The sequence below is a fragment of the Mesorhizobium sp. 131-2-1 genome, assembly GCF_016756535.1.
GTDB lineage: Bacteria > Pseudomonadota > Alphaproteobacteria > Rhizobiales > Rhizobiaceae > Mesorhizobium.
Window position 1 is genome coordinate 4,768,660 of the sequence record NZ_AP023247.1, and the last position, 21,939, is coordinate 4,790,598.

18 protein-coding genes are annotated in these 21,939 nt (G+C 63.9%); 7 read left to right on the forward strand and 11 right to left on the reverse strand.

Annotation, left to right across the window (positions count from 1 at the left end):
• Positions 1 to 19: 19 nt before the first annotated feature.
• Both JG743_RS23400 and JG743_RS23405 read left to right on the forward strand, forming a co-directional pair.
• The gene (locus tag JG743_RS23400; RefSeq protein ID WP_202293081.1) at positions 20 to 946 is read left to right on the forward strand and encodes a lysylphosphatidylglycerol synthase domain-containing protein; all 927 of its coding nucleotides are present in this window, start codon (positions 20 to 22) and stop codon (positions 944 to 946) included.
• Positions 943 to 1,986 carry a glycosyltransferase family 2 protein gene (locus JG743_RS23405; RefSeq protein WP_244672890.1) on the forward strand — a complete coding sequence of 348 codons (1,044 nt, stop codon included), beginning with the start codon at positions 943 to 945 and terminating at the stop codon, positions 1,984 to 1,986. The genes JG743_RS23400 and JG743_RS23405 overlap by 4 nt, the downstream gene beginning before the upstream one ends.
• A gap of 498 nt (positions 1,987 to 2,484) precedes the next feature.
• Here the strand turns inward: JG743_RS23405 and JG743_RS23410 are convergent, their stop codons facing one another.
• The 3 genes from JG743_RS23410 to JG743_RS23420 form a co-directional block, all read right to left on the reverse strand.
• The gene (locus JG743_RS23410) at positions 2,485 to 4,932 is read right to left on the reverse strand and encodes a sulfatase-like hydrolase/transferase (RefSeq protein ID WP_202293082.1); all 2,448 of its coding nucleotides are present in this window, start codon (positions 4,930 to 4,932) and stop codon (positions 2,485 to 2,487) included.
• Between the two features lie 353 nt (positions 4,933 to 5,285).
• Complete coding sequence (locus JG743_RS23415; protein ID WP_202293083.1) at positions 5,286 to 6,026, reverse strand: sulfotransferase domain-containing protein; 741 nt, start codon at positions 6,024 to 6,026, stop codon at positions 5,286 to 5,288.
• Between the two features lie 148 nt (positions 6,027 to 6,174).
• The gene (locus JG743_RS23420) at positions 6,175 to 6,693 is read right to left on the reverse strand and encodes a hypothetical protein (protein WP_244672891.1); all 519 of its coding nucleotides are present in this window, start codon (positions 6,691 to 6,693) and stop codon (positions 6,175 to 6,177) included.
• 234 nt (positions 6,694 to 6,927) lie between these two features.
• On the opposite strand from JG743_RS23420, the gene JG743_RS23425 reads away from it, so the two are divergent.
• On the forward strand, positions 6,928 to 9,603 hold the full coding sequence (locus JG743_RS23425; RefSeq protein WP_202293084.1) for a DUF6212 domain-containing protein: 2,676 nt from the start codon (positions 6,928 to 6,930) through the stop codon (positions 9,601 to 9,603).
• A gap of 227 nt (positions 9,604 to 9,830) precedes the next feature.
• A complete protein-coding gene (locus tag JG743_RS23430) occupies positions 9,831 to 10,118 on the forward strand; it encodes a hypothetical protein (protein ID WP_202293085.1) in 288 nt (95 codons plus the stop codon).
• A gap of 37 nt (positions 10,119 to 10,155) precedes the next feature.
• Here the strand turns inward: JG743_RS23430 and JG743_RS23435 are convergent, their stop codons facing one another.
• Positions 10,156 to 11,160: a glycosyltransferase family 2 protein gene (locus JG743_RS23435; RefSeq protein WP_202293086.1), complete on the reverse strand. Its 1,005-nt coding sequence runs from the start codon at positions 11,158 to 11,160 to the stop codon at positions 10,156 to 10,158.
• A gap of 142 nt (positions 11,161 to 11,302) precedes the next feature.
• On the opposite strand from JG743_RS23435, the gene JG743_RS23440 reads away from it, so the two are divergent.
• Both JG743_RS23440 and JG743_RS23445 read left to right on the forward strand, forming a co-directional pair.
• Positions 11,303 to 14,602, forward strand: coding sequence for a DUF6212 domain-containing protein (locus tag JG743_RS23440; RefSeq protein ID WP_202293087.1), 3,300 nt, complete (start codon positions 11,303 to 11,305; stop codon positions 14,600 to 14,602).
• Between the two features lie 185 nt (positions 14,603 to 14,787).
• On the forward strand, positions 14,788 to 15,564 hold the full coding sequence (locus JG743_RS23445; RefSeq protein ID WP_202293088.1) for an OmpA family protein: 777 nt from the start codon (positions 14,788 to 14,790) through the stop codon (positions 15,562 to 15,564).
• A 43-nt stretch (positions 15,565 to 15,607) separates the two neighbouring features.
• Here JG743_RS23445 and JG743_RS23450 read toward each other — a convergent pair whose 3' ends face one another.
• From JG743_RS23450 to JG743_RS23460, 3 genes are read right to left on the reverse strand one after another with little or no spacing between them, the layout of a single operon-like run.
• Complete coding sequence (locus JG743_RS23450; RefSeq protein WP_202293089.1) at positions 15,608 to 16,822, reverse strand: MFS transporter; 1,215 nt, start codon at positions 16,820 to 16,822, stop codon at positions 15,608 to 15,610.
• Entirely contained in the window at positions 16,819 to 18,213 is a 1,395-nt protein-coding gene (locus JG743_RS23455; RefSeq protein ID WP_202293090.1) for a flavoprotein, read from the reverse strand. The genes JG743_RS23450 and JG743_RS23455 overlap by 4 nt, the downstream gene beginning before the upstream one ends.
• Before the next feature lie 48 nt (positions 18,214 to 18,261).
• A complete protein-coding gene (locus JG743_RS23460; protein WP_202293091.1) occupies positions 18,262 to 18,582 on the reverse strand; it encodes an ArsR/SmtB family transcription factor in 321 nt (106 codons plus the stop codon).
• A 138-nt stretch (positions 18,583 to 18,720) separates the two neighbouring features.
• Here JG743_RS23460 and JG743_RS23465 point away from each other — a divergent pair, with 138 nt between their 5' ends.
• Positions 18,721 to 19,323 (forward strand): hypothetical protein, encoded by a 603-nt coding sequence (locus tag JG743_RS23465; RefSeq protein WP_202293092.1) that lies wholly within the window; start codon positions 18,721 to 18,723, stop codon positions 19,321 to 19,323.
• Between the two features lie 71 nt (positions 19,324 to 19,394).
• On the opposite strand, the gene JG743_RS23470 is transcribed toward JG743_RS23465, so the two are convergent.
• The 4 genes from JG743_RS23470 to JG743_RS23485 all read right to left on the reverse strand — a co-directional run bounded on the left by JG743_RS23470 (position 19,395) and on the right by JG743_RS23485 (position 21,936).
• Entirely contained in the window at positions 19,395 to 20,438 is a 1,044-nt protein-coding gene (locus JG743_RS23470) for a cation diffusion facilitator family transporter (RefSeq protein ID WP_244672892.1), read from the reverse strand.
• Positions 20,435 to 20,701 carry a metal-sensing transcriptional repressor gene (locus JG743_RS23475; protein WP_202293093.1) on the reverse strand — a complete coding sequence of 89 codons (267 nt, stop codon included), beginning with the start codon at positions 20,699 to 20,701 and terminating at the stop codon, positions 20,435 to 20,437. The genes JG743_RS23470 and JG743_RS23475 overlap by 4 nt, the downstream gene beginning before the upstream one ends.
• A 126-nt stretch (positions 20,702 to 20,827) precedes the next feature.
• Entirely contained in the window at positions 20,828 to 21,250 is a 423-nt protein-coding gene (arsC, locus tag JG743_RS23480; RefSeq protein ID WP_202293094.1) for an arsenate reductase (glutaredoxin), read from the reverse strand.
• On the reverse strand, positions 21,247 to 21,936 hold the full coding sequence (locus JG743_RS23485) for an aquaporin (RefSeq protein ID WP_202293095.1): 690 nt from the start codon (positions 21,934 to 21,936) through the stop codon (positions 21,247 to 21,249). The genes arsC and JG743_RS23485 overlap by 4 nt, the downstream gene beginning before the upstream one ends.
• Positions 21,937 to 21,939: the final 3 nt, after the last annotated feature.

Below are 21,939 nucleotides of genomic sequence, written 5' to 3' on the forward strand. Positions count from 1 at the left end.
GAAGCCTGCGGAGAATTGGTTGAAACGAGCAGTCTCGATAGTCGTTACCCTGGCGCTGCTGGCCTGGCTTGCCAGCGACGCGCGCTGGAAGATGGTGGGCGACGCATTCGACCGTGTCACGCCTGCCGCCTTCGTGGCCGTGGCCGTTGCCTTGTTCGTCACCTACGTGCTGCGCGCGCTGCGCGTCTGCGACGAATTCCGCGGCGAGGTGAACGGTCGTTTCGGCGCCTGCCTGCGCGTCATCCTGATCCATAACGCGATGATCAATGTCGTGCCTTTCCGTGGCGGCGAGACAGCCTTTCCGCTGCTTTTGCGCCAGGTTTTCGGCATCCCGATCATGCGCGCCAGCGCATCGCTTCTGTGGTTCCGGCTGCAGGACGCCTTCGTCGTCGCCATCCTCGCCTGCCTGGTGTGGCCAGGGCTGCATCCAGCGCTGCGGGCCGCGGGGATCGCGGCGCTGACAATTGCCGCCTGGTATCTGCCCCGCTGGGCGCGCGCGCCGCACGACTGGGCGGGGCGCGGCCGGCTGGTGGCCAAGCTCGGCCTCCTTCGCGACATCTTCACCGAGGCTACGGGACGCTCCCGCTACGGCTGGTGGTGGACGGTCGCCAACTGGGCGCTGAAGCTTTCGGTGCAGGCATGGCTGCTGGCGCTGATGCTGGGGACATCCTTCACCACCGCCTTTCCGGGCGTGGTCGGCGCCGAGGGCGCGGCTATCTTGCCGGTGCAGGGCGTTGCCGGCTTCGGCACCTATGAGGCGGGCGCGGCGGCGGCGCTGCTCACCTCCGGCATCGCCGTGAAAAGCGGTCTGCAGGCGGCGCTCGCGCTGCATCTGTTCATCTTCGGCTCGGCCATCGCCACCGGCGCGATCGCCTGGCTGTTCCCCTCGAAATCGACGCTGCCGGAAAGTCCGGCGGCGGAAACAGCAAGGAAGTCCTCGCTATGAACCTGCTGCCCATCCCTGCATCGGGGTTGCCCGACGGCGCGGTCATGCCCGAGCATAGGCTTTCGATCGTCATTCCGATGTACAACGAGGCCGACAATGTCGAGCCTCTGCTCGCCCGCATCCACCAGGCGATGGAAGGCTACAGCCAACCCTGGGAAGTGGTGCTCGTCGACGATGGCAGCACGGACGCGACGCCGGCTGAGATCCGGCGGCTCGCCGCCGAGTACGGGCAGCATGTGCACGCGGTCGAGCTGGTCCGCAACTACAAGCAGACTGCCGCCATGCAGGCGGGACTCGACGCCGCGCGCGGCGACGTCATCGCCACCCTCGACGGCGACCTGCAGAACGACCCGTTCGACATACCGCGCATGGTCTACCGCCTGCTGACCGAAGACCTCGACCTCGTCGCCGGCTGGCGCAAGGACCGCCAGGAGGGCTTTCTGATGCGCCGCCTGCCCTCGCGCATCGCCAACAGGCTGATCGCGCGCGTCACAGGCGTGCGACTGAAGGATTACGGCTGCAGCCTGAAGATCTTCCGCGGCAGCGTCATCCGCAGTGTCAGGCTCTATGGCGAGATGCACCGCTTCATCCCTGCCTGGCTGGCGACGGTGACGACGCCGCGGCGCATCGCGCAGGAAGTGGTGACCCACCACCCGCGCATCCACGGCCAGTCCAAATATGGCATCTCGCGCACCTTCAGGGTCGTGCTCGACCTTGTGTTCATGTATTTCTTCATGCGCTACCGCACCCGGCCCGGACATTTCTTCGGCGGCATTGGCATCGTGCTCGGCGCGCTGGGCTCGCTGGTGCTTGCCTATCTCTTGTGCCTGAAACTGTTCCTCGGCCAGGACATCGGCACGCGCCCGATGCTGTTCACCGGCTTCTTCCTGCTTATCGCCGGGGTGCAGATGGTGACGTCCGGCGTGCTGGCGGAAATGCTGGCGCGCGTCTATCACGAGGCGAACGGGGCGTCGGCCTATGTTGCGCGGCCGCGGCCGGATCAAGCGGAAGGCGACGGCTGGCATCGCCCGGCGCCATGATTTGACCGGACTCTCATGGAAGTTGCGATCGCGATGATCTCGCCATCTCGGCCGTTTCATCGAGACGCTGGAAAGCCCGCTCGGCGTCAAGGCGACACGCGAGAACCTGCCCCTGCAGCCCGGCGAGGTCGAGAAGACTCTTGCCGACACCAGCGCGCTGGAAAGGGATTTCGGCTTCAAGCCGAAGGTCGGGATCGAGGATGGCCTGAGGAAAGTTCGTCGACTGGTACCGCGGGGAATGGCGGCCGGAGGGCAAGAGGTAAGGCGCAAGGCCTGCGCCAGCCTCTCGCCCTCGGCTCGCGCCCCCCGGCGAAAGATCAGTGTCGCGAGCAGCGGCCTGAATGCCGGCCCGCTTGTCTCGCTGCTTCAGAATATTAGACGGCGCTGATTAAAATTCAGGCAAACGGCGTGGTGAGCACCGTCTTTAGCCGCTGCGCCGGATATTATTAGAATTCGAAAGAATGCGAGTACGTCGAGGGGCGAACGGTCAGACGCATCCTACACGCATCCGTCGACAAAGGGGCCGTTCACCCACAGCGAACCGTTGTTGTACATGCTGGTGCCGCTGCCGTCGGTGTAGCCGGTGGCCTTGTTGTCGATATGCAGCCGGCTGTTCGGCACCAGCTGGCCGTTCACCTTGATGCTCTTGATGAATAGGTTGCGATCGCCTGGCTTGCCCCCGCCTGCCCACAGATCGTTGACGAAACGAAGCTCGATCAAATGCGGGCTCGGCACGGCGCTGAGGTCGACACGGAACGGCTTGGCATCGGCTGATGCCGCCTGCAGCTCCACCCCGATCTCGTTGGGCGTGATGGCCTTGCTTTGCACGCCCGAGACGTCGATCTCGGCGACGGGCTTGCTGTCCACCAGAACGTCCAGGCGGGGCGGCCCCTGGAACTCGGTGCCAACGGCATCGATCTCCAGACTGGTGACGGTGCAGCGCGCGCTGTTCTTCGCCTCGGCGGCGACCAGATCGGCGATGCGCCGCCGCTGCGATTGCACCCATCCGGCGATCGGCTGCAGCAGCGCGTTTCGGTCGCTGGCGTCGTTGAAGAGGTTTGTCCTCTCGTCGGGATCGGCCTTGAGGTCGTACTCCTCCACCTTGCCCGTGGTGGCGTTGAAGATGACCTTGCGATCGTCCTCCCGGTAGCCGAACAGGAAGCCGCTCCAGGGATTGAAGAAGAAGGTCTTGTTCGGCCGCTGCTCGCTGAACAGGCTGCGCCCCTGCCACTGCTTCGGCAATGGAAGCCCGAGTATGTCGAGGATGGTCGGGGCGATGTCGACGATTCCGCCTACGGAGTGCACGACCTGGTCGTGGAACAGATGCTTGTTGATCATGATGAGGGGGATGTGGATGTTTTCCTCATAGATCGCGCTGGCATGGACATAGTCTCCATGCTCTCCGAACGCCTCGCCGTGATCGCCAAGGATCACAACCAACGTCGAATCGAGCTTGCCGGACTGCTTTAGCGACTCAAGTATCTCGCCAAGCGCGGTGTCGCCGACCTTCAAGGCGTTGAGATAGGAGTTGAACTTCTCGTCGTCCGAATAGTGGACCAGCCCCTTGTCGTGAGAAGAAGGCGCCATCTTGGAAAACATCGGACTGTCGGTGATGTAGGGGTAGTGGGTCATCGCCGTGAACATGATGGCAAAGAAGGGATTCCCCGGATCCTTGTTCATCCAGTCGATGATCGACTGTGCCGTGCAGAGATCGCTGTTGTAGTCCATGTTCTTCCACTGCTCGGAACTGAGCTGGAAGGTGGGAGTGGCGCATTTTTGCCCGCGATAATCCTGGATCGTGCCCAGGCCCTTGTTGAGCAGAAACTCGTCGACACGCTGGAAGCGGGAATCCGCGCTCCAGAAATACCCGGTGCGGAAGCTGTGCGCCGAAAGCGTATTGGAGATCGAATCCAGCGGCAGGTAAGGATATCTGCTGGTCATGCCGTAGTATGAAATGTCGTTGTACATCGACGTGAACAGCGAAAATATCGAGTAGTGCGTGGAAGGGGCATGCGCGTAGATGTTGTCGAAGCGTATCGAATCCGCGGCATAGCTCTTGATGCTCGGCGTGACCGGGTACTTGCCGCCAAACGTCTCGATGTATTTTGACGGCACCGACTCCATCATGAAGATCAGCACGTTCTTGATGGGATTCGGCGTTGGCGCCTTGAAGCTGGAGGTTTCCGGCGGACGTTCGCCGACGCTGGCGACATCTGGATCCTTGTCGTTGGCGCTCATGGTCAGCACCACCGGCGTCGGACTGAGCAGGGCCGATTCGACGAAATGCACGATCGGATTGTCGATCTTCGCCGCCGGCAGCGCTTCCGCATGCACGTGATAGCCCGTGCCGGCCAAGGCGCCCGCGACACCCAGCACGAGTGTGCCCAGAAGGATCCTGTGACCGATGACACCCAGCCGCAGCCACAATCTGGCCGCCGCATAGCCGAGACCGAGCACCAGCGCGATGGACACCGACAGGATAGAGACTTCCGTGATGTTCAGCGCGTCGCCCATGGCGTTCCTGGCGTCCGCATTCTGGAGGAAGTCGCCATAGACCAGCCACTGGAAGGTAAAGGGCTCGCCCAGCATCTTGACCAGATTTATGTTGGCAAACCCCCAGCTCAGCGACACCAGGACGGCAAGGTAGAACAAGAAGAAGACGATGGCGGACCCAAGACGGCTGGCCTTGAGCAGAACGAGCAAGATCAAGGCTGCCGCGGTCAGCGATGCTATGACGACGAGGTCGTAGTAGCTCGATGCCAATCCCTTGGGGAGGGATGCCACAAGGCCCCCTAACGTGGTTTGCGGATCGACGATGACGCTTCGGTAGACGCCAAGCAGCAGCCACGACAGCAGACCAGTGCAAATGATCTGCAGGCTCATGCGCCGGAAACGCGCGTCCTGCGCCGAAACCGGGCTCGCCTTCGATGCTCTCCGGACGCTCACGGCTCTGCCCTGCCCGCCATGCCGGTACGGCTCGCCGAGCCCGTGCCGCCAATAATGTCGGCAATCGCAGCAACACTCATAGGAACACCCGCCGCCAGTTTGCGCTTCGGCCCGGCCACGGCCAAAAGCCTTCAAACCCCCATGACAAAATCGGCCTGCGCTAAAAAAGAGTCAACAAAATCAAATGTGAGTTAACCAAGCTTGTTGAGGATTGGTTAACCGAACGCTTGAACGACACCGCTTTTGGCGCTGCGCTTGCCGGTTTGGACATCAGCTAAGCGTTGGAAGCCGGCGAATTTTTCGACGCAGGCGGCGGCTGCGCCGCGACCGCCCTCGCCGGCCAAGCGCCGACGTCACCCGAGCGCGTAGAAAGCTTCCGTGGAAATGGCCCTGAAATAGGCGGTGAATTCCCAGTAATTCTCGATGCGCTCGACGAAGGGACGCAACGGCGGCTTCAGGATCTCGGTCTCGAAACGGTCGAGGCGTTGGGAGCCACCTAGATAGGCGATGATAGCGTTTCCGACCAGCGGATCCGCGATGTCGCCATAGTGGATCGGGAAATATGGCTGCGCGGTCTCGAACAGTACGGATTTGATCTTGGCCCGAAACAGGTTCAGTTCGTTGAGGTAAGAATTGAACCGACCGATGTCGAAATGCACTTTTTTCCGGTGGTTGCCGGAGGGCAACGGCTCAGAAGCATGAACAGTCCAGATGCCTGATGCCTCCGCCTCGAGCAGTGAAACGAAGGACGCTACCGGGTTCCTGACGAGCCAGAGCTTCTTGACGCTCTCGTCTTCCAGCACCGGAAGAACGGCCGGCCGCGTCTGTTCGGGGAATATGTGGAAGCCGACAAAGCGTGCCGCCGGGTCGTCGAAGATCCGCGCGATGAATTGCTCGGGGTCGGCGTCCCGCGCCTCGACGCCCTCACGCGGCAGGTTCATCTTGTCGTGGTAGTTGTGGCGCAGGCCGACAAAGGCCGGATTGAAGACCTCGCCATGCATCACCATCCCGTCATACTGGTTGAGATGACGGTTGAGCGCCTGGGATCCGGTCCTCGGCGAGGCGATAAGCACGAACTTTTGGCAAGATTGCATTCGCACGAGGCTCATGAGGACGAAGACGGCTGCGAAAATACACCAACGACCCCTTGGATCAATTGCGAGCCGCCGCGGCGTGAATCGGCGATGGCGGGCGCTGCTCAGCGCCCGCCATCGCGATGCTTTTCAACACTGGTTCGCGGGATCAGCCTCCGCGCAGCCGGGTCGGACCGAGGCTGGCGATGGTCGTGCTCCGCTGCTCGGAAGGACATGTCGGCAGGAAGCGGCTAGCATCGGCGTAGGTCATCGTGGCGATGGAACCCTTCAGCCCGCCGCGCTTGGCGATCCAGCCGCGAACCCAGCCGGGATAGTTCTTCATCATGAAATTGGCGGCCACCTGGTTGCCCCGTGCGCCGGCGCCATACGGCAGGTGAAAGCCGAACGACGCGCGCTGCGTGATGCAGACCTTGCTCCTGGGCATCGACAGATACAGCGTGCAGGCCGAGTCGCACGCGCCGCTGAAGCGCACGAAGGTGCCGCTGCGGCGCATCTTCAGCGCACGGATGGCATAGTCGATCACGTAGCCGCCGCGATCGCCGCTGATCGTCTTGACGTTGGCACTGCCAAGGTTGATGCGCGGCCGCATCAGTTCGCCTGCGGAACTCGCCGAGACCATGGCGCCCATTACGGCGAGCGCACCGAGAAACTTCATTGTCGTTTTCATTTGCGCCTCCTGCTATGCCGTCAATGACTAGCCGGGAGCCGTAAACTTTGCTTATGCCGTGTCGCTAAACTTGTAACAGTCGATTGATTGTACAGCCATTTTAGGACCCGCTTGAGGAGTTGGTTTACCGACAGCGCAGAAGCATGATCACCAAAAAGTAAACCTGGCGCGGGCATCATGACCGGAGGATTGCGCCGCGGAGGCGCTGGCGGTGGAACTGAACAGGGAATTTCGATGGCCGTTGGTGGCAAGCAGCTGAGGCCGTTGCAGCCGGAACGCGGGCGGCGCAGCATCTGTGTCGTGACGAGCGTGATCGGCCATCGCGGCGAGGACGACGCGGCCATGGCCGCGCTGGCTAGGCTGTTCGCCGAAGACGGCGACGACGTCACCCTGCTTTGGGTACCGGGCCAGGAGGCGCCATCTTCCCAAGCGGTGGCGGCGCACCGCGACGCGCTGGAGGCGACATCGGTCCGGCTGGACGTCCTCGCCAGGTCGGATCAGCTGCTTCCCTCGCTGGCGACGCCGGAGAGCCGCTCGGCCGCCTTGCTGCACTATCTCGAGCGGTCCGGCCACGACCTGGTCTACGCGCCGCTCGAGGGCGGACTGCCCTATTTCACCTTGCTCGCGGCCGAGACGGCGGCGTTCGCCGTGCCGCCCATCGTCATCGTCGCCCATGCTCCCGCGGAATGGGAGCTTGAAGCCGACAAGGCATTCATGGGCAGCACCGCGGCGATTGCCGTCGCCTTCATGGAGAAATACTGCGCCGAGATGGCCGACAGCACCGTCTGCGCGTCGGCCGCCTTGCGCAAGTGGATGGTGTCGAAGGGCTGGAAGGCCAGGAAGGCTTCGGTGATCCCGCTGTTGCGGGACGCTGCCGACCAGGCCGGCCCACTGCTGTCGACCGGCAAGGGAAGCGCTGGCGAGCTCGTCGTGCTGGCCGGGTGGCGGAATCGCGATGGCCTGACGCTGCTGTGCGATGCGCTGGACGTCCTTGCGCCGACGGCGCCCAAGGACTTGACGATCACCGCCTTCGGCCCGTTCGGCAAGATCATGGGCGAGCATAGCGGCGGACTGCTTGTGCGGCGCGCCGAGCAATGGCCGTTCAGGCTCAACCTTGTGCCGAATGCGGACCTGAACACAGGGCTCGACCGCGCCGCCAGGACCGGGGCGCTTGCGGTCGTTCCCGCGCGGGCCGCATCGACCGGCGCGGCCGTCGCCGCCTGTATCGAGGCGGGGTTGCCGGTCGTTGCGACCAATGTCGGCGCGAACGCCGAGGCCTGGGTGGTGGAGGCCGGCCAGCCCGGGCTGGTCGACCCCGATCCCGCCGCGCTGGCGCAGGCGATCACGGCGGCGCTCGGCAGCCCGCCGCGTCCGCGGCGGATCGACCGCCTGCGCCAAAATCGCCAGGCCTGGCTGGATACGCGCGATCCGTCGCGCAAGCGGGCCCGCAAGGGCGCCGGACCATCGCCGCTGGTTTCGATCGTCATGGCCCACCGCAACCGGCCGTCCTATGTCAAACAGGCGATCGCCGCGGTAGAGGCGCAGACCTATGCGAATCTGGAGCTGGTGCTGGTCGATGACGGCAGCGACCAGGACGAAGCCAGGCGACTGCTGGACGCGCTGGAGCCGGGCTTCCGCCAACGCGGGTGGAAGATCCTGCGTCGGCCGCACCGACATCTCGGCGCGGCGCGAAACGCCGGCGTCCGCGCCGCGCGAGGCGAGTTGCTCCTGTTCGTCGACGACGACAACGCGCTGTTCCCGGAAGCGGTGGAGCATTTCGTGCGCGCCATGTCGGCATCTGCCGCGGACATCTGCACCGCGTTCCAGCTGATCTTCTACGAGGACAGCGTGCCCGAGGACCGGGGCGATGGGCTGATCCAATATCTGCCGCTCGGCGGTCCCGACGCGCTCGGCCTGATCCACAACGTCTATGGCGACGCCAATGCGATGGTGCGCCGGTCGGTCTTCGAGCGCATCGGATACCTGGTCGAAGAGCCGGGCTACGCCATGCACGACTGGGAATTCTTCGCACGAGCCTCGCTTGCCGGGCTGAAGATCAGGCCGATCCCGAAGCCGCTCTACTGGTACCGCTCGAAACCGGACGGCATGTTCCGGACGTCGAACTGGTACGACAATCGCCGCCCCGTCCTGAAGACATTTGGCTCGCGCCAGTTCGATGGCGCCGCGCTGCTCCATCAGTTGGCCATCGCCCAGAACACGGCACGGTCCGAAATCGAGAGCGCGCGCGAGAACCTGCGGTACAGGCCCGCCTATCGAGACCATCTGGAGCTCTGCGCCCTCGAGCCGAACAGCGATGCGGCCCTGCAGAAACTGGCGGGCATCGCCAACCGGGTGGGTCGCAGCGAAACCGCGGCCGGCCTGCTTGGACGGCCCGCCGCCACTCGCCTCGACGCCGCTGAGCGTACCGGCGACGGCGGCGGTCCAACCGCCCTCGCTCACGAAGTGCTGAAGACCGCCCGGCTGCTGACGCCGCGCGTGTCGGCCTTGCCGCTGCTGCTTGTCGCGCCGGATGGCGGCGGGGTGTTTCTGCGCCCCCACACGGACGGCGCGGTCGCCGCGTCGCTTGACCATCAGTTTCCGGCTTTCTTCCGGAGCATCGAGGCAACGGTCGAAATCGCGCATGCCGACGCGCCGGCACTGGACTTCGCGCTTGCGCTTGCCCGCCCCGATCAGACCATAGACTGGCATGGGGACATCGCCGGGCAGACCCTCGCCTTCTCAGGTTGGACGACCGTCGCGGACAAATTCATGCGCCGTAGCCTGGTGGCGACCCTTCGTGTACGGCGCAAAATGCCGCTCTCGATCATGCTTGCGGTCCGATTCGCCGGAAGCCCCAACGGCTCCCCGACCAACGCTTTCTTTCGGACGCTGACACTGATCGGCGACTAGACCGCGTCGCGCGGAAACGGATTCCGTCGACGCGCTTCAAGCCTTTGTTTTCATGTATGTCGTTTTCCCAAAAACCGCTGCACGCTTTTGCGCGACATGCGGTGCGTCCGCCGCGGATCCGGCCGTTAACCTTGCGCCAGGATGGGGCCCGGCACACGGCTGATATGGTTGACAAATTGCTAACAAAACAATAATTTCAACGTGGTGCGTGGTGTAAGGGGCTAGTTATGCGTAAGATCCAATCGCTACTATTGGGTGGGCTTAGTATTCTTGGCGTGAGCGTCGCTTTCACTGGCGGGGCGCAGGCGCAATTCGAAGTCGGGGTCAAGGAGGCCGAGCTCGCTTGTGAGCAGGCCCTGAAGATCGGCACGATCGAGGCGCTCGAGGACTATCTGCATCGTTATCCGAATGCTCCGACGGCCTGCAAGGCGCTTGCGCTGAACACGCTGGCTCAGTTCGGTCCGAATGGCCACGACGGAGACCATGGAGACGGTGGCGGCGGCTACGGCGGATAACATCTGCCGCAACTTTCCGTTCAATCGACTGCCACGTTCAAGTGGCCGCGCCTTGGCGCGGCCTCGATGCGTTGGATACGGATGCGGCATATCGATCCGAGGTTCTCATCCAGCCGAGCTCCACAAGTTGCGCGGCGTCACGGTAGCGAACGGAGCGCGGGTCCCGGAGCGACAGTTTCGGATCGCGCTCCAATGCCTCCATGTAGGCGGCGCGCTCCTCCAGCGTCTTTTCTTTGAGCTGCGTGTTCTCGCTCAGCGACGACGCTGATTTCTGGCGGAAACCCCAGACGAATTTGAAATGCAGCAGCGCGACGCGGAGCTCGCTGAACTGGACTTTGCTGATCGTGTGTTGCGCCACATGATAGCGCCTGCCCCGCTCCCATCGCACGATCGGCACCTTGGTCAGACATGGTGGGAAGGTCTGCTTGAACCGGCCGTGCCAGAAGACGCGCTCCCTGACGCCACCGAACATCTGCTGCGGAGGGTACTTGCCGTCACGCGCCCGCAGCCAACCCGGTTCCGGATCGAAATACGGTGAGGCCTCGATAAGCGGGATCGTGCCGTCATAGTTGCCCTCCGCCAGCGGGCCGTCTGCGTACATGTCGATCATGGAGCCGATGACCGCGTCGGCGCCGGTCGAGTCGAGATAGTCGCAAAGCCAATGCAGGCCAACCCGCTCGAAATCCGGGTAGACCAGCAATTCGTCGGCGTCGATCGAGAGGCACCAGTGGCCAGTGCCAAAGACGTTCATCAGCGTGTTGATCCAACGCGGCGGATCGATGTTCTCGGCGAAGTGCGATCCTTCCGTATGGAAGCAATGGCTGTCCGGCTGTTCCAGGATCAGTTCGAGCGTCCCGTCCGTGGAGCCATTGTCGAGGAAGAAGAAACGATCGACGCCGAGACCGCGATAGTGATCGAGAAGCTTGGGCAGCAGCGTCGCTTCATTGCGCAGTCCGACAAAGCACAGGATCTCGCCCTTGCTTACGTCGATCGGCCTATCATCGAGCCGTTCGAGGTGTTTCGGAGATCGATGGTCAAGCATCCGAGCGTCATGATCCGGGTTACGCGAAACGGGGTGAGGTATTGCGGCTCCGCGAACCGATTATCCCCGCGAGACAATTATCAAAGTGTTATCCTACTGTTGGCAAGACTGTCCGCTGCGGCTGATGATCAAGGGGGACTGATTGAGCATTGGTTCTAAGGTAGGCGCGACGCCCAACGGCAAGCGACAGGTAAGCCAGAAGCCCCGCAATGTATGCGTCGTATCAGAGGTCGAGTTCGGTTCGATTGTGACCGCCGATCCGGGATCGGCGACCTACGCGCTGGCGCAACACCTTGCGGTAACCGGCGATACGGTCACGCTGCTCTGGGTGCAGAACCCGATCGGCAGCCAGCCCGACGAGCAGGAGATCGCCAGGCTCGGAAAATGGTGCTTCGACAATTTCCTGGTGCGGCTTGAATTGCTGCCGCAGTCGCCCGAGCTGCTGCGCGGCCTGGATTCGAGCGACAAGCACTCGGTGGCCGTCTACCACTATCTCAAGCAGAACGCATTCGACGTCGTCTACTTCGCGCTCGAGGGCGGCCTGGCGCATTTCCCGACCGTTGCCAAGCGCACCGGGGTCTTTCCCGATCCTCCCGCGATCGTCGTGCTCGCCCACGAACCGCTGATGTGGAAGCTGCAGGCCAATGGCCAGGCGGTCGAGCGCAAGGAGCAGATGACCATCGCGCATATGGAAAGGACATCGGCGGAGACCTGCGACCATCTCGTGGTCACCGGCCAGTCGCTGCTCGACTGGATGACCAAGGCAGGCTGGAACCTGCCCGCCAGCCGCCACGTCGCCGCCCCGCTCGTGCCTGAGGAATGGCGTTCGAACTTCCACTCCGACCACTATTGGCGGCGGCAGCGGCTCACCACCGAAATCATTCATTTCTCAGGCACCGAGTCGCGCGGCGGGCTGACATTGTTTTGCGATGCGCTCGATCATCTGGCCGACAGCGGCGTCACCGACCTGGCGGTGACGGTCGTCGGCGCATTCGGCCATGTGCTCGGCGAGCATTCGGGTGGCATGATCGTCCGGCGCGCGCGGCAATGGCCGTTCAAACTGAAGCTGCTGCCTATTCGTGACGAACCCGATATCTTCCGATATCTGCGGCAGAGCCACGCGCTGGTGGCGATTACGCACGCGGCCGCGCAGCTTCCGATGGACGCTGTCGCATGCCTCGACGAGGAGATCCCTTTCGTCGCCACGGACGTCGGCAGCATACGTGACATGCTGCACCCGAAGTCGGCCGACGCCGTCATGATGGAGGCGTCCGCGTCCGCCATCGCGGCCAGGATCGCGGTGGTGCTGCAAAGCGGCACGATCAGCCCGGCCAAGCCGCTGCACGGGCGTGCGGCGCGCGAGAAGGCCTGGAGCCGGCTGCACGCGAAATTCCGCCGCGAGCCGCGCAAGGCCGCGGCGCGGCGAAGCCGGCCGCCACTGGTGTCGATCATCACCGCCCACTACAACCGGGCGCGGCTGCTGCCGCAGGCGATTGCCTCGGTTCGGCGCCAGGACTATCCCAACATCGAATTGATCGTCGTCGATGACGGCAGCACCGATCCTGACGCGATCGAACTTTTGGCCGAGCTCGAACCGGAGTTCGAGCAGCGCGGCTGGCGGATCATCCGACAGAAGAATGGCTTCCTCGGCAAGGCGCGCAACACCGGCATCCGCGCCGCCAAGGGCTCGCTGATCCTGTTCCTGGACGACGACAACGCACTCTTCCCGAACGCGGTCAGTACATTCGTCTCGGGCATGCAGAATTCCGGCGCCGACATCTGCACGACCTTCGCCAAATGGCTGAACGAGCCCTTCGTGCCACCGGATACGAAGAGCGGCTACATGCTCTACTTTCCGGTCGGAGGTCCGCCTGACATCGCCCTGATCACCAATCCCTATGGCGATGCCAATGCGATGTTCCGGCGCGAGGTGTTCGACAAGGTCGGCTACCTTAACGAAGAGCGCGGCTTTTCCGCGAGCGATTGGGAGTTCTTCCTGCGCGCCGATCTGGCGGGTCTCGAGATCGTCACCGTGCCGGAGCCGCTCTATTGGTACCGGTCGGCGCCGACGGGCATGAACCGGAATGCCGAATGGCTGAGGAATCGCCGGCCGATCATCGAGGTCTTCCGCAAGCACAAATTCGCGCACACGGACATGTTCGTGCAGCTCGGCATAAGCTCGAATACCGCCAATCATGAAAAGGACCTCAACCTCTGGAACCTTGAGCTGCGCGTCAAGGACGAGCGCTATCTCCGGCTGAGCTCGGGGCCCGCCAACGCGGCCGATGCAATGCAGCTGCTGGCCGAGATCGCGGCTCGCGAGGGCAGACCGGACACCGCGATCTCGCTGCTCGCCCATGCCGGCCGGTCCGACTTCACGCTCGGCGTCGTCGACATGCTCAGCGCCGCGGCCGACGAGACCGTGCCGGAGCTGCATTCCTCGCTTTACCGCGAGCAGTACCTCTCCGCCGAGCCGCTGCGCCTTGCTCATGTCGCTTCGCATCCCGATGCCGGCACGGATTTGCTGAGCTATGTCGAACGATCGCCGGACCAGCTGTTTCTCGAAGCAAGGGGCGGCAACGTGACGATGGCCCTGCTGAAGGGCGTCTGTCCGCCGGGCGTCATCGGCGCAAGCTGCTGGATCTACCTCGACGAGGATCTCACCGGGACGGCGCAATTCCAGCTCGCGATCGTCGATGCGGAAAACCAGACTTTCGGCGAGCTTGCCAGAATGCTCGACCAGGATGGCGGGAGCGGCTGGGCCGATGTCAGCCGGCCGCACGAGCCGCGCGAAATAAGAACGGCCATCAGTTCGCCGGCATCGGGCCGGCGCGATCTTCTGCTCGCAGTCAGATGCGGCGGCGGACGCCCGCAGGCGCGTGTGCTGGGCGGCTTTTCGAGTATCCAGATCCGCCATGTCGTTTCGGACGGGGCGAGACACCCGCGTCTCAACGCGCCGCAGGAGCGCCGGCGCATGCGCCGGATTACCAATGACGAAATCAAGCAAGCCTCGCTCGTAACCAACCATCCCTCCGACCTGCCGACGCTGCTCGTCGCCGGCGACGATGGCGGCCTGTTCCTGCGGCCGAACACGCATGGCCCGGTTGTCGCGGCCCTCAAGTCGGCTTTCCCGGCTTTTGCCAGAAGCGTCGTCGCCACGGTGGAGATCGCTCATGAGGAGGCGTCTCCCTTCGAGTTCGCCATCGCGCTGGGCAGGCCGGAGGAAAAACTTTTGTGGAAAGGCGATGCCCCGACCGGTGCCCTCGCCTTCTCCGGATGGACACGGGTTTCGCGGCCTTTCGAGCTGCAGGACTTGAAAGTCTCGATCCGGGAGATAGATCGCAAATGGCTGACGATCTACCTGGCCATCCGCCTGCCGCGAGGCTCCAAGCCGATGCCGTCCAATGCCTTCTGGCGCAAGCTGCTGCTGCTATGGGACTGACGAGCACGCCTGCCGCGGTTGCCACCTTGCCGCAGTAAAGAATGCTGCATTAGACTAGAGCGGTTCATCGTTTTCATGGAAACGATGAACCGCTCTATCTCTTTGTTTTTGCGCAATTCCGGACGGAAAACCGTTTCACACTTTTGCTGGAATTGCTCTAAGCCGCAGCAGGAGGCGCCAAGACAATGAAGAAATCATTCATTCTTGTTCTGGCCTTTATTAGCACTGTTGCAAGTGCGGTGTCTTTCGGCGCGGCGGCCCAGCAACGTGACGTTGGCCCGAACTGCACGCAGTGGAATTCCTATCGCGTCCTCTTCAACAAGGGCGACGGCAAGATATCCAAGGATTCCGCCAACGCGTTGAAGGCCTTCATCAAGGATGCCGGGAAGGATTGCGGCTACAGGCTCTATGCGACGGCAAGCAAGGAAGGCAGCTACAACAAGGCCAACGACATTGCCGGCCGCAGGCTGGACGTAACCAGCGATTTCCTCAAGGCGCAAGGCGTCAAGCCGGAAATGGTGCTGGCGCTCGCGCACTGGGTCGACGATGGCGCCGCCGACACGAACAAGGCGCGCAGCGCGATCCTGTACACCTTACCGAAGCAAGGGATATCATGCCGGCAATACGAGAAGCGCGCCCCTGCGCAGGTCGCCCTCTTCTTCTACAGCCAGTCCTCGGTGATCTCACCGCAGGTCAAGGACGACCTCGACAAGTTCGCCGCCAGCATCAAAGACTCGCGCTGCAATGTCGAACTGACAGCTTTGGCGGCAAAGGAGCTGACCGGCGCCGCCGCCGCAAAGGCGAACAAGGAACTGGCCAGGCAGCGCGTGAAAGCGATGGTGGATATCTTGACCGCGGCCGGGATCGACAGCGACCGGCTCATAGACACGAATGTCGAATACGTAGGCGACAGCAAGCCGAACACCGCCAATAATCGCCTAGCGACCGCGTCGCTGATGTAGCGGCACGCGCAACCTGCCGGCGCGTTCAGCCGCTCGGCGGCGGTCAGCCCGGCAGCAGCTGGATGCCCCGGTTGCGGGCCATCAGCCAGCGCAGACCGCACGCCAGCACGACGTTGAGCAGCGCAAGAGCACCGAGAACGGCGAGCGTGCCCTGCGCTCCTGTCCACTGCATCAGCAGCGCGCCCATCGATGGCGCGGCCGCCTGGGCGATCAGGCTCGGCATGGCAAGGCGGCCCATCAATCTCGCGTAGCCCGACGGCCCGAACAGAGCGAGCGGCAGGGTTCCCCGCGCGATCGATTCGAGGCCGATGCCGGCGCCATAGAAGCCAAGCGCCACAGGCACTGCCGGCATGCCGGCCCATAGGGCCAGGACACCGATGGCGACAAAGCTCGCCGAGGCAAGCTTGGTCCAGATTGGATGATGGTAGCGCGCGATCATCATTTCGACGGCGCGTGCCGTCACCTGCGCGGGACCGACGAGAGCGCCAAGACCGACCGCAGCGGCGAGCGCCAGGCCGCCGGCCTGGAGGATCGACAGCAGATGCACCGAGAGCGTAGAGGAAATCACCGCCGCAAGCGTGATGGTGGTGGCGAGCAGGGCCATGACGGGCAAGGACGGGTTGACTGGCTGCGCCGCGGCGGTGTTGCGGGCGGTTTCGGACACGGCACTGCGTTGCGGCACGGTGCGCGGAAGCAATGTGAGATAAAGCGGCAGCGCGATGAGGAGCTGCACGGCGGCATAGGCGAGGCAGGCGCCGCGCCAGCCGATCGCGCTCAACAGGAAAGCCGAAATCGGCCAGCAGACGGTGCTGGCGAAGCCGCCGAACAGGGTCAGCGTGGTGATGGCCGAACGCGCGCTGCTGCCGTAGAGGCGGCCAAGCGTGGCGAAGGCGGCGTCATAGAGCCCTGCCCCCATGCCGAGCCCGATGACCAGCCAGGCTCCGATATAGACGGCAAGCGAAGGCGCCGCGGCCATGCCGATCTGGCCGGCGCCGATGCAGACGGCGCTGAAGGCGAGCACATTGCGGCCGCCATGGCGCTCGATCGAGGAGCCGACGCGCGGCGATATCAGGCCGGCGACCAGAAGCCCAAGCGACAAGCCGCCAACCACCCATGCCAGCGGCCAGCCGGTATCACGGGCCACCGCCGGCGCGATGACCGCCGGCAGATAGTAGGACGAGCCCCACGCCATGATCTGCGTCAGGCCGAGCACGGTGATGATCGTGCCGCGGCCGCGCATGCCGGCCGTGATGCTCATGCGGCAACGCCGCAGCCACAGCCGCTCTTGCCGGCGGTTTTCGCTTGGGCATCGGCGACGCAGCAGGCATCCGCTTCCTGAGGGGCTGGACCACCACAGCAGCCGGCGGATGCCTTGCCGGTCACGGTGACCGAGCCGGGTACCGTGCACACACCAGTTTCCGGCAGCACGAGTTGCACCGCATCGGCCGACGCGATGTCGCCGGCCAATGCGGCCGCGACGGAGCGCACCTGCTCGTAGCCGGTCAGCAGCAGGAAGGTTGGCGCCCGGCCATAGCTCTTGATGCCGACCGTGTAGAAGCCGGGCTCGGGATGGGCGAGTTCGCGGTGCCCATGCGGCGGCACGTCGCCACAGGAATGTTCGTTGGGATCGATCAGCGACCCCAGCGCCCTGACGCCTTCCAGCCATGGATCGAGGTCGAGCCGCAGTTCCCTGGTCAGGCCGAGATCGGGTCGCTGGCCGGTCGCCGCGATGATGCGGTCGACAGGGCCGATGCGTCGCAAACCGTCGGCCGTCTCGCCCTCGACAACCAGGCGGCCGCCCTCCTCGCGGATCGCCGTGGTGGCAAAACCGGTGACCAGTCGGACGCGGCCGCTCTCGGCAAGGTGTCGCACATCGGATCCAAGTTCACCGCGGGCCGGCAAGGCATCAAGATCGCCGCCGCCATAGATGCGCACGAGGTCGGTGCCGCGCGTCGTCCAGATGAAGGCGGTGCCCGGCTCGTCATCCGCCAGCCTGGCGAGGTCGAGCAAGGCATTGGCGGCCGAATGGCCGGAACCGACAACCAGCGTAGTGCGGCCGGCATAGAGGGCTCGGTCGCGGCCAAGAATATCGGGAATGCCGTAAGCGATGCGACCGGCGAATTCCGCCTCCCCCTCCGCAGCGATGCCGCCGGCCCCTAACGGATTGGGCGTGCGCCAGGTGCCGGAGGCATCGATGACGGCACGGGCGCTGTCGCGCCTGATTCCGCCGGCGGTTTCGACCACGAGCATGAACGGGCGCGCCTCGCGTCCCTTGCCGCGCACCTTGTCCGCGCCCCAGCGGGAGATGCCGGTGACGCGGGCACCGGTCTCGATCACCGGCGACAGTTCCGGCAATCTCGCCAGCGGTTCGAGGTAGAGTGCGACTAGGTCATTGGCTGTGGGAAAGGCTTCCGGATCGGGCATCTTCCAGCCACTCGCCTCCAGCAGTTCCCGCGCCGCCCGATCGACGCAATAGCGCCAGGGCGTGAACACCCGGACATGGCCCCAATCCTTGAGGTTGGAGGCTACCGCGGTGCCGGTTTCGTAGAGTTTCACCGGTACGCCCTGCTCCAGCAAATGGACGGCCGCCGCCAGGCCGACAGGGCCGGCGCCGATGACGGCGACCGGGAGATCGTTCTGCTTGCTCATGGTCTTACCTTCCATCATTCCGGGATTATCGAAATACGGGGCAAAAAATTATGCGGCGGCCTCTCCCGTGGCGGGATTGCAAGCGGCGTCGGCGCAGCATTCGTCGGCGAGGAACCCAATCAGATCGCGCATGATCGGATAGTTGGCGCGACAGATCAGCGTCGTCGCCTGCCGCTCCTGCGAGACGAGGCCGGTCAGGATCAGCCGGTGCAGATGATGCGACAAGGTCGAGGCGGCGATGCCGAGGCTTTCCTGCAGATAGCCGACCGGCCGGCCGGCGTCGCCGGCCCTAACCAGGATGCGATAGAGGTTGAGTCGCGTCGGATTGCCGAGCGCTTCCAACTGCTTTGCCGCTTGTTCGAGTTTCATGGAAATAGGAATAGGCCAAATCGCCCGCGCCGTCAACGAAATTTCGAATATTATGGAAATATAAGGGCAGCCATCCTCTTAGCACCAGCGCGCGACTGGTCTGCAGGTGATATAGCTATCGGCCATGAAGACGGAGACATGGTCGCCGATCCTGCGCATGGGATTCAGCGGCGAGTGAACATGGAAAGCGACGGCACAACCATCGTCCTGGGCATCCCCATTCCGTCCAGCGATCCGGTGTTTCTGGCCGTCGTCGGTGTCCATATTCTGTTCGGGCTTGCCACCGTGACCACCGGCGCTGCCGCGATGCTCGCTCAAAAGGGGCGCGGTCGGCACTCGAACTTCGGAATCATTTACTTTTGGTGCCTGTTCGGCGTGTTTGTCACCATGAGCGCCTTGTCGCTGATGCGCTGGGAGGAAAACCACCACCTGTTCGCGCTAGGAAGCATCTCTTTCGGGCTCGCCTGCTTCGGGCGCACTGCTGCCCGGCGAGGCTGGCGCCAATGGCCCAGGCTGCATCTCACCGGCATGGGAATGTCCTACGTCGTGATGCTTACTGCATTTTACGTCGATAACGGCAAGAACCTGCCCTTGTGGAGGGAGCTCCCGCCTGTTGCATTTTGGGTTCTGCCCAGCGCGATCGGAATGCCGATAATCCTCCATGCCTTGTTGCGGCATCCGGTGGCCCTGGACTTCGATCGCTCGCGAGCGGCAAGCGCCAGATCCGCAAATCCGGACTGAGAGGCGAGCGCCTTTCGGCGAAGTCAGCCAACGCGCTCGCAGTCGGCGTCGATCACCACTTTCCCGAGGCGTCAGTGCTGGTGTCCGACATGGTCGCCGTGGCCATGGTGGTCATGCGGATGCGCGTGATCGTCATCGCCCCGCGCGAAACGTATGTTCGCCGCGGTCAAGGCAGGCATGTGTTCGAACAGCTCATCTTCGAGCGCCGCCGCAATCTTGTTTGCCTCGGAGAGCTGCCAGGTTTCATCGGCGGCGATGGCAATGTCGGCATGCAGTCTGTGGCCGATCCAACGGGCCCTGGCATCGACAATCCTCGTCCCGGGCACGTGCTCCGCCGCGTGGCGGATTTCGGCCATCACGCCGGGTTCGATGCCGTCCAGCATGCGGGTCAGCACCGAGCGCGCCGACTGCCAGACGATGCCGAAAATGGCGATGGTTATGAGCAGACCGATGATCGGGTCGGCGAGAGGAAACCCAAGCCAGACGCCGATGGCGCCAACGACCACGGCAAGACTGGTGAGGCCGTCGGCGCGGGCATGGTAGCCGTCGGCGATCAGTGCCGCGCTGTTGATCTCACGGCCGACGCGGATGCGGAACACCGCGACGGCCTCATTGCCGAGGAAACCGATAAGGCCCGCCGCCGCGAGCCAGCCGATATGCGACACGACTTGCGGGTGGATCAGGCGCTCGATGGCCTGATAGCCGGCGACGACGGCGCTGAACAGGATGATCAGCACGATGACGATCCCGGCGAGATCCTCGACCCGGCCAAGCCCGTAGCTGAAGGTCGTCGACGGCTTGCGCCGCGCAAGCATGAAGGCGACCCACAGGGGAATGGCGGTGGTGGCGTCGCCGATATTGTGGATGGTGTCGGCAAGCAGCGCCACGCTGGCCGACAGGAACACCACGACCATCTGCAAGGCCGCCGTGACAGCCAGGACGATGAAGGACCATTTGATCGCCCAGATGCCGTGATCGGTGGTGGCGATCGTGGCATCGATGACACCGTGGGTATGGCCTTGCGGGCCGTGATGGCCATGGTCGTGGCCATGCCCGGCATGGCCGTGCGGACCGAAGCCGAACCAGTCGAGGATGCGCGCGCCGGGACCGCTCACAGATATTTCGCCAACTGCTTGAGTTCGGCCAGCGCGTCATGCGAGCCGCCCTCGGCGGTGTCGCTCAGGCAATGCTCGATGTGATCGTGAATCAGCTCGCGCTTGGCGCTGCTGATGGCGCTCTCGACGGCATGGAGCTGCTGCGCGAGGTCGACGCAAGCGCGATGCGCTTCGAACATCGACAGTACCGCAGCAAGATGGCCCTGTGCGCGTTTCAGGCGTTTCACGATCGCGGGATGGGAGGTGTGAATGCCTTCTGTCATACGACAGCATGTATCCTCCCCCGGAGGATACAGTCAAGGAGCCTGCCTGTCGCGACTACGGACGGTTTGACGTCGGTTGGAACTGTTCCTCGTCCATGTTCGGCAAGGAACCCTTTTGCACCCCGATCAGCCGACCCGCTTGCCGTGGGCGTCGATCACCACTTCGCCGTCCTCCTTGGTGAAGGGGCCGATATCGGGATTGGGCAGGATGTCGAGCACCGCCTCCGACGGCCGGGCCAGCACGGCACCCTTCGGCGTCACCACGATCGGCCGGTTGATCAGGATCGGATGCGCCAGCATGAAATCGAGGATCTCGTCGTCGCTCCATTTCGGATTGCCGAGATCGAGCTCGGCATAAGGCGTGCCCTTCTCGCGCAGCAACTGGCGCGGCGTCATCTCCATGGCGGCGATCAGCTCGATGAGCTTTTGGCGCGAAGGCGGCGTCTTCAGATATTCGATGACCTCCGGCTCCTCGCCGGACTGGCGGATGATGGCCAGTGTGTTGCGCGAGGTGCCGCAGGCGGGGTTGTGATAGATGGTGATGGTCATTCGGCGGGCCTCGGCTCGGGTTTGGATTGTGGGTCGGCAAGCAGCCAGCCGGCCAGCGCCAGTGCGAGCAGAGCGCCGGCCAGTTCGGCAAGGATGAAGGCCGGGACATCGAGCGGCCGGATGCCGGCAAAGGTGTTGGAGAAGGCGCGCGCGATGGCCACCGCCGGATTGGCAAAAGAGGTCGAGGCGGTGAACCAATAGGCCGCGGTGATGTAGAGCCCGACCAGCCAGGGGATGGCATCGCCGCGAAAACGCAGGCCGGCGAGAATGGTGAAGACCAGGCCGAAGCTCGCGACCAGTTCGGCGATCCACTGCCCCGCCCCACTACGCACCGTCGTCGACAGCTCGATGAGCGGCAGGCCGAACATGGCATGCGCAATGACCGTGCCGGCGATGCCGCCAACGAGCTGAGCCAAGGCATAGCAAAGCGCGGCATGCCAACCGATCTCGTGCCTCAGCCCGAACACCAGCGTCACGGCCGGATTGAAATGGGCGCCGGAGATCGGGCCGAGCGTGGTGATCAGCACCACCAGGATGGCGCCGGTCGGCAGCGTGTTGCCAAGCAGCGAAAGCGCGACGTCGTCGGTCAGCCTGTCGGCCATGATGCCCGAGCCGACGACGGCGGCGACCAGCATCGCGGTGCCGAGCGCCTCGGCGGCGAGACGGCGGGGAAGATCAACGGTCATGAT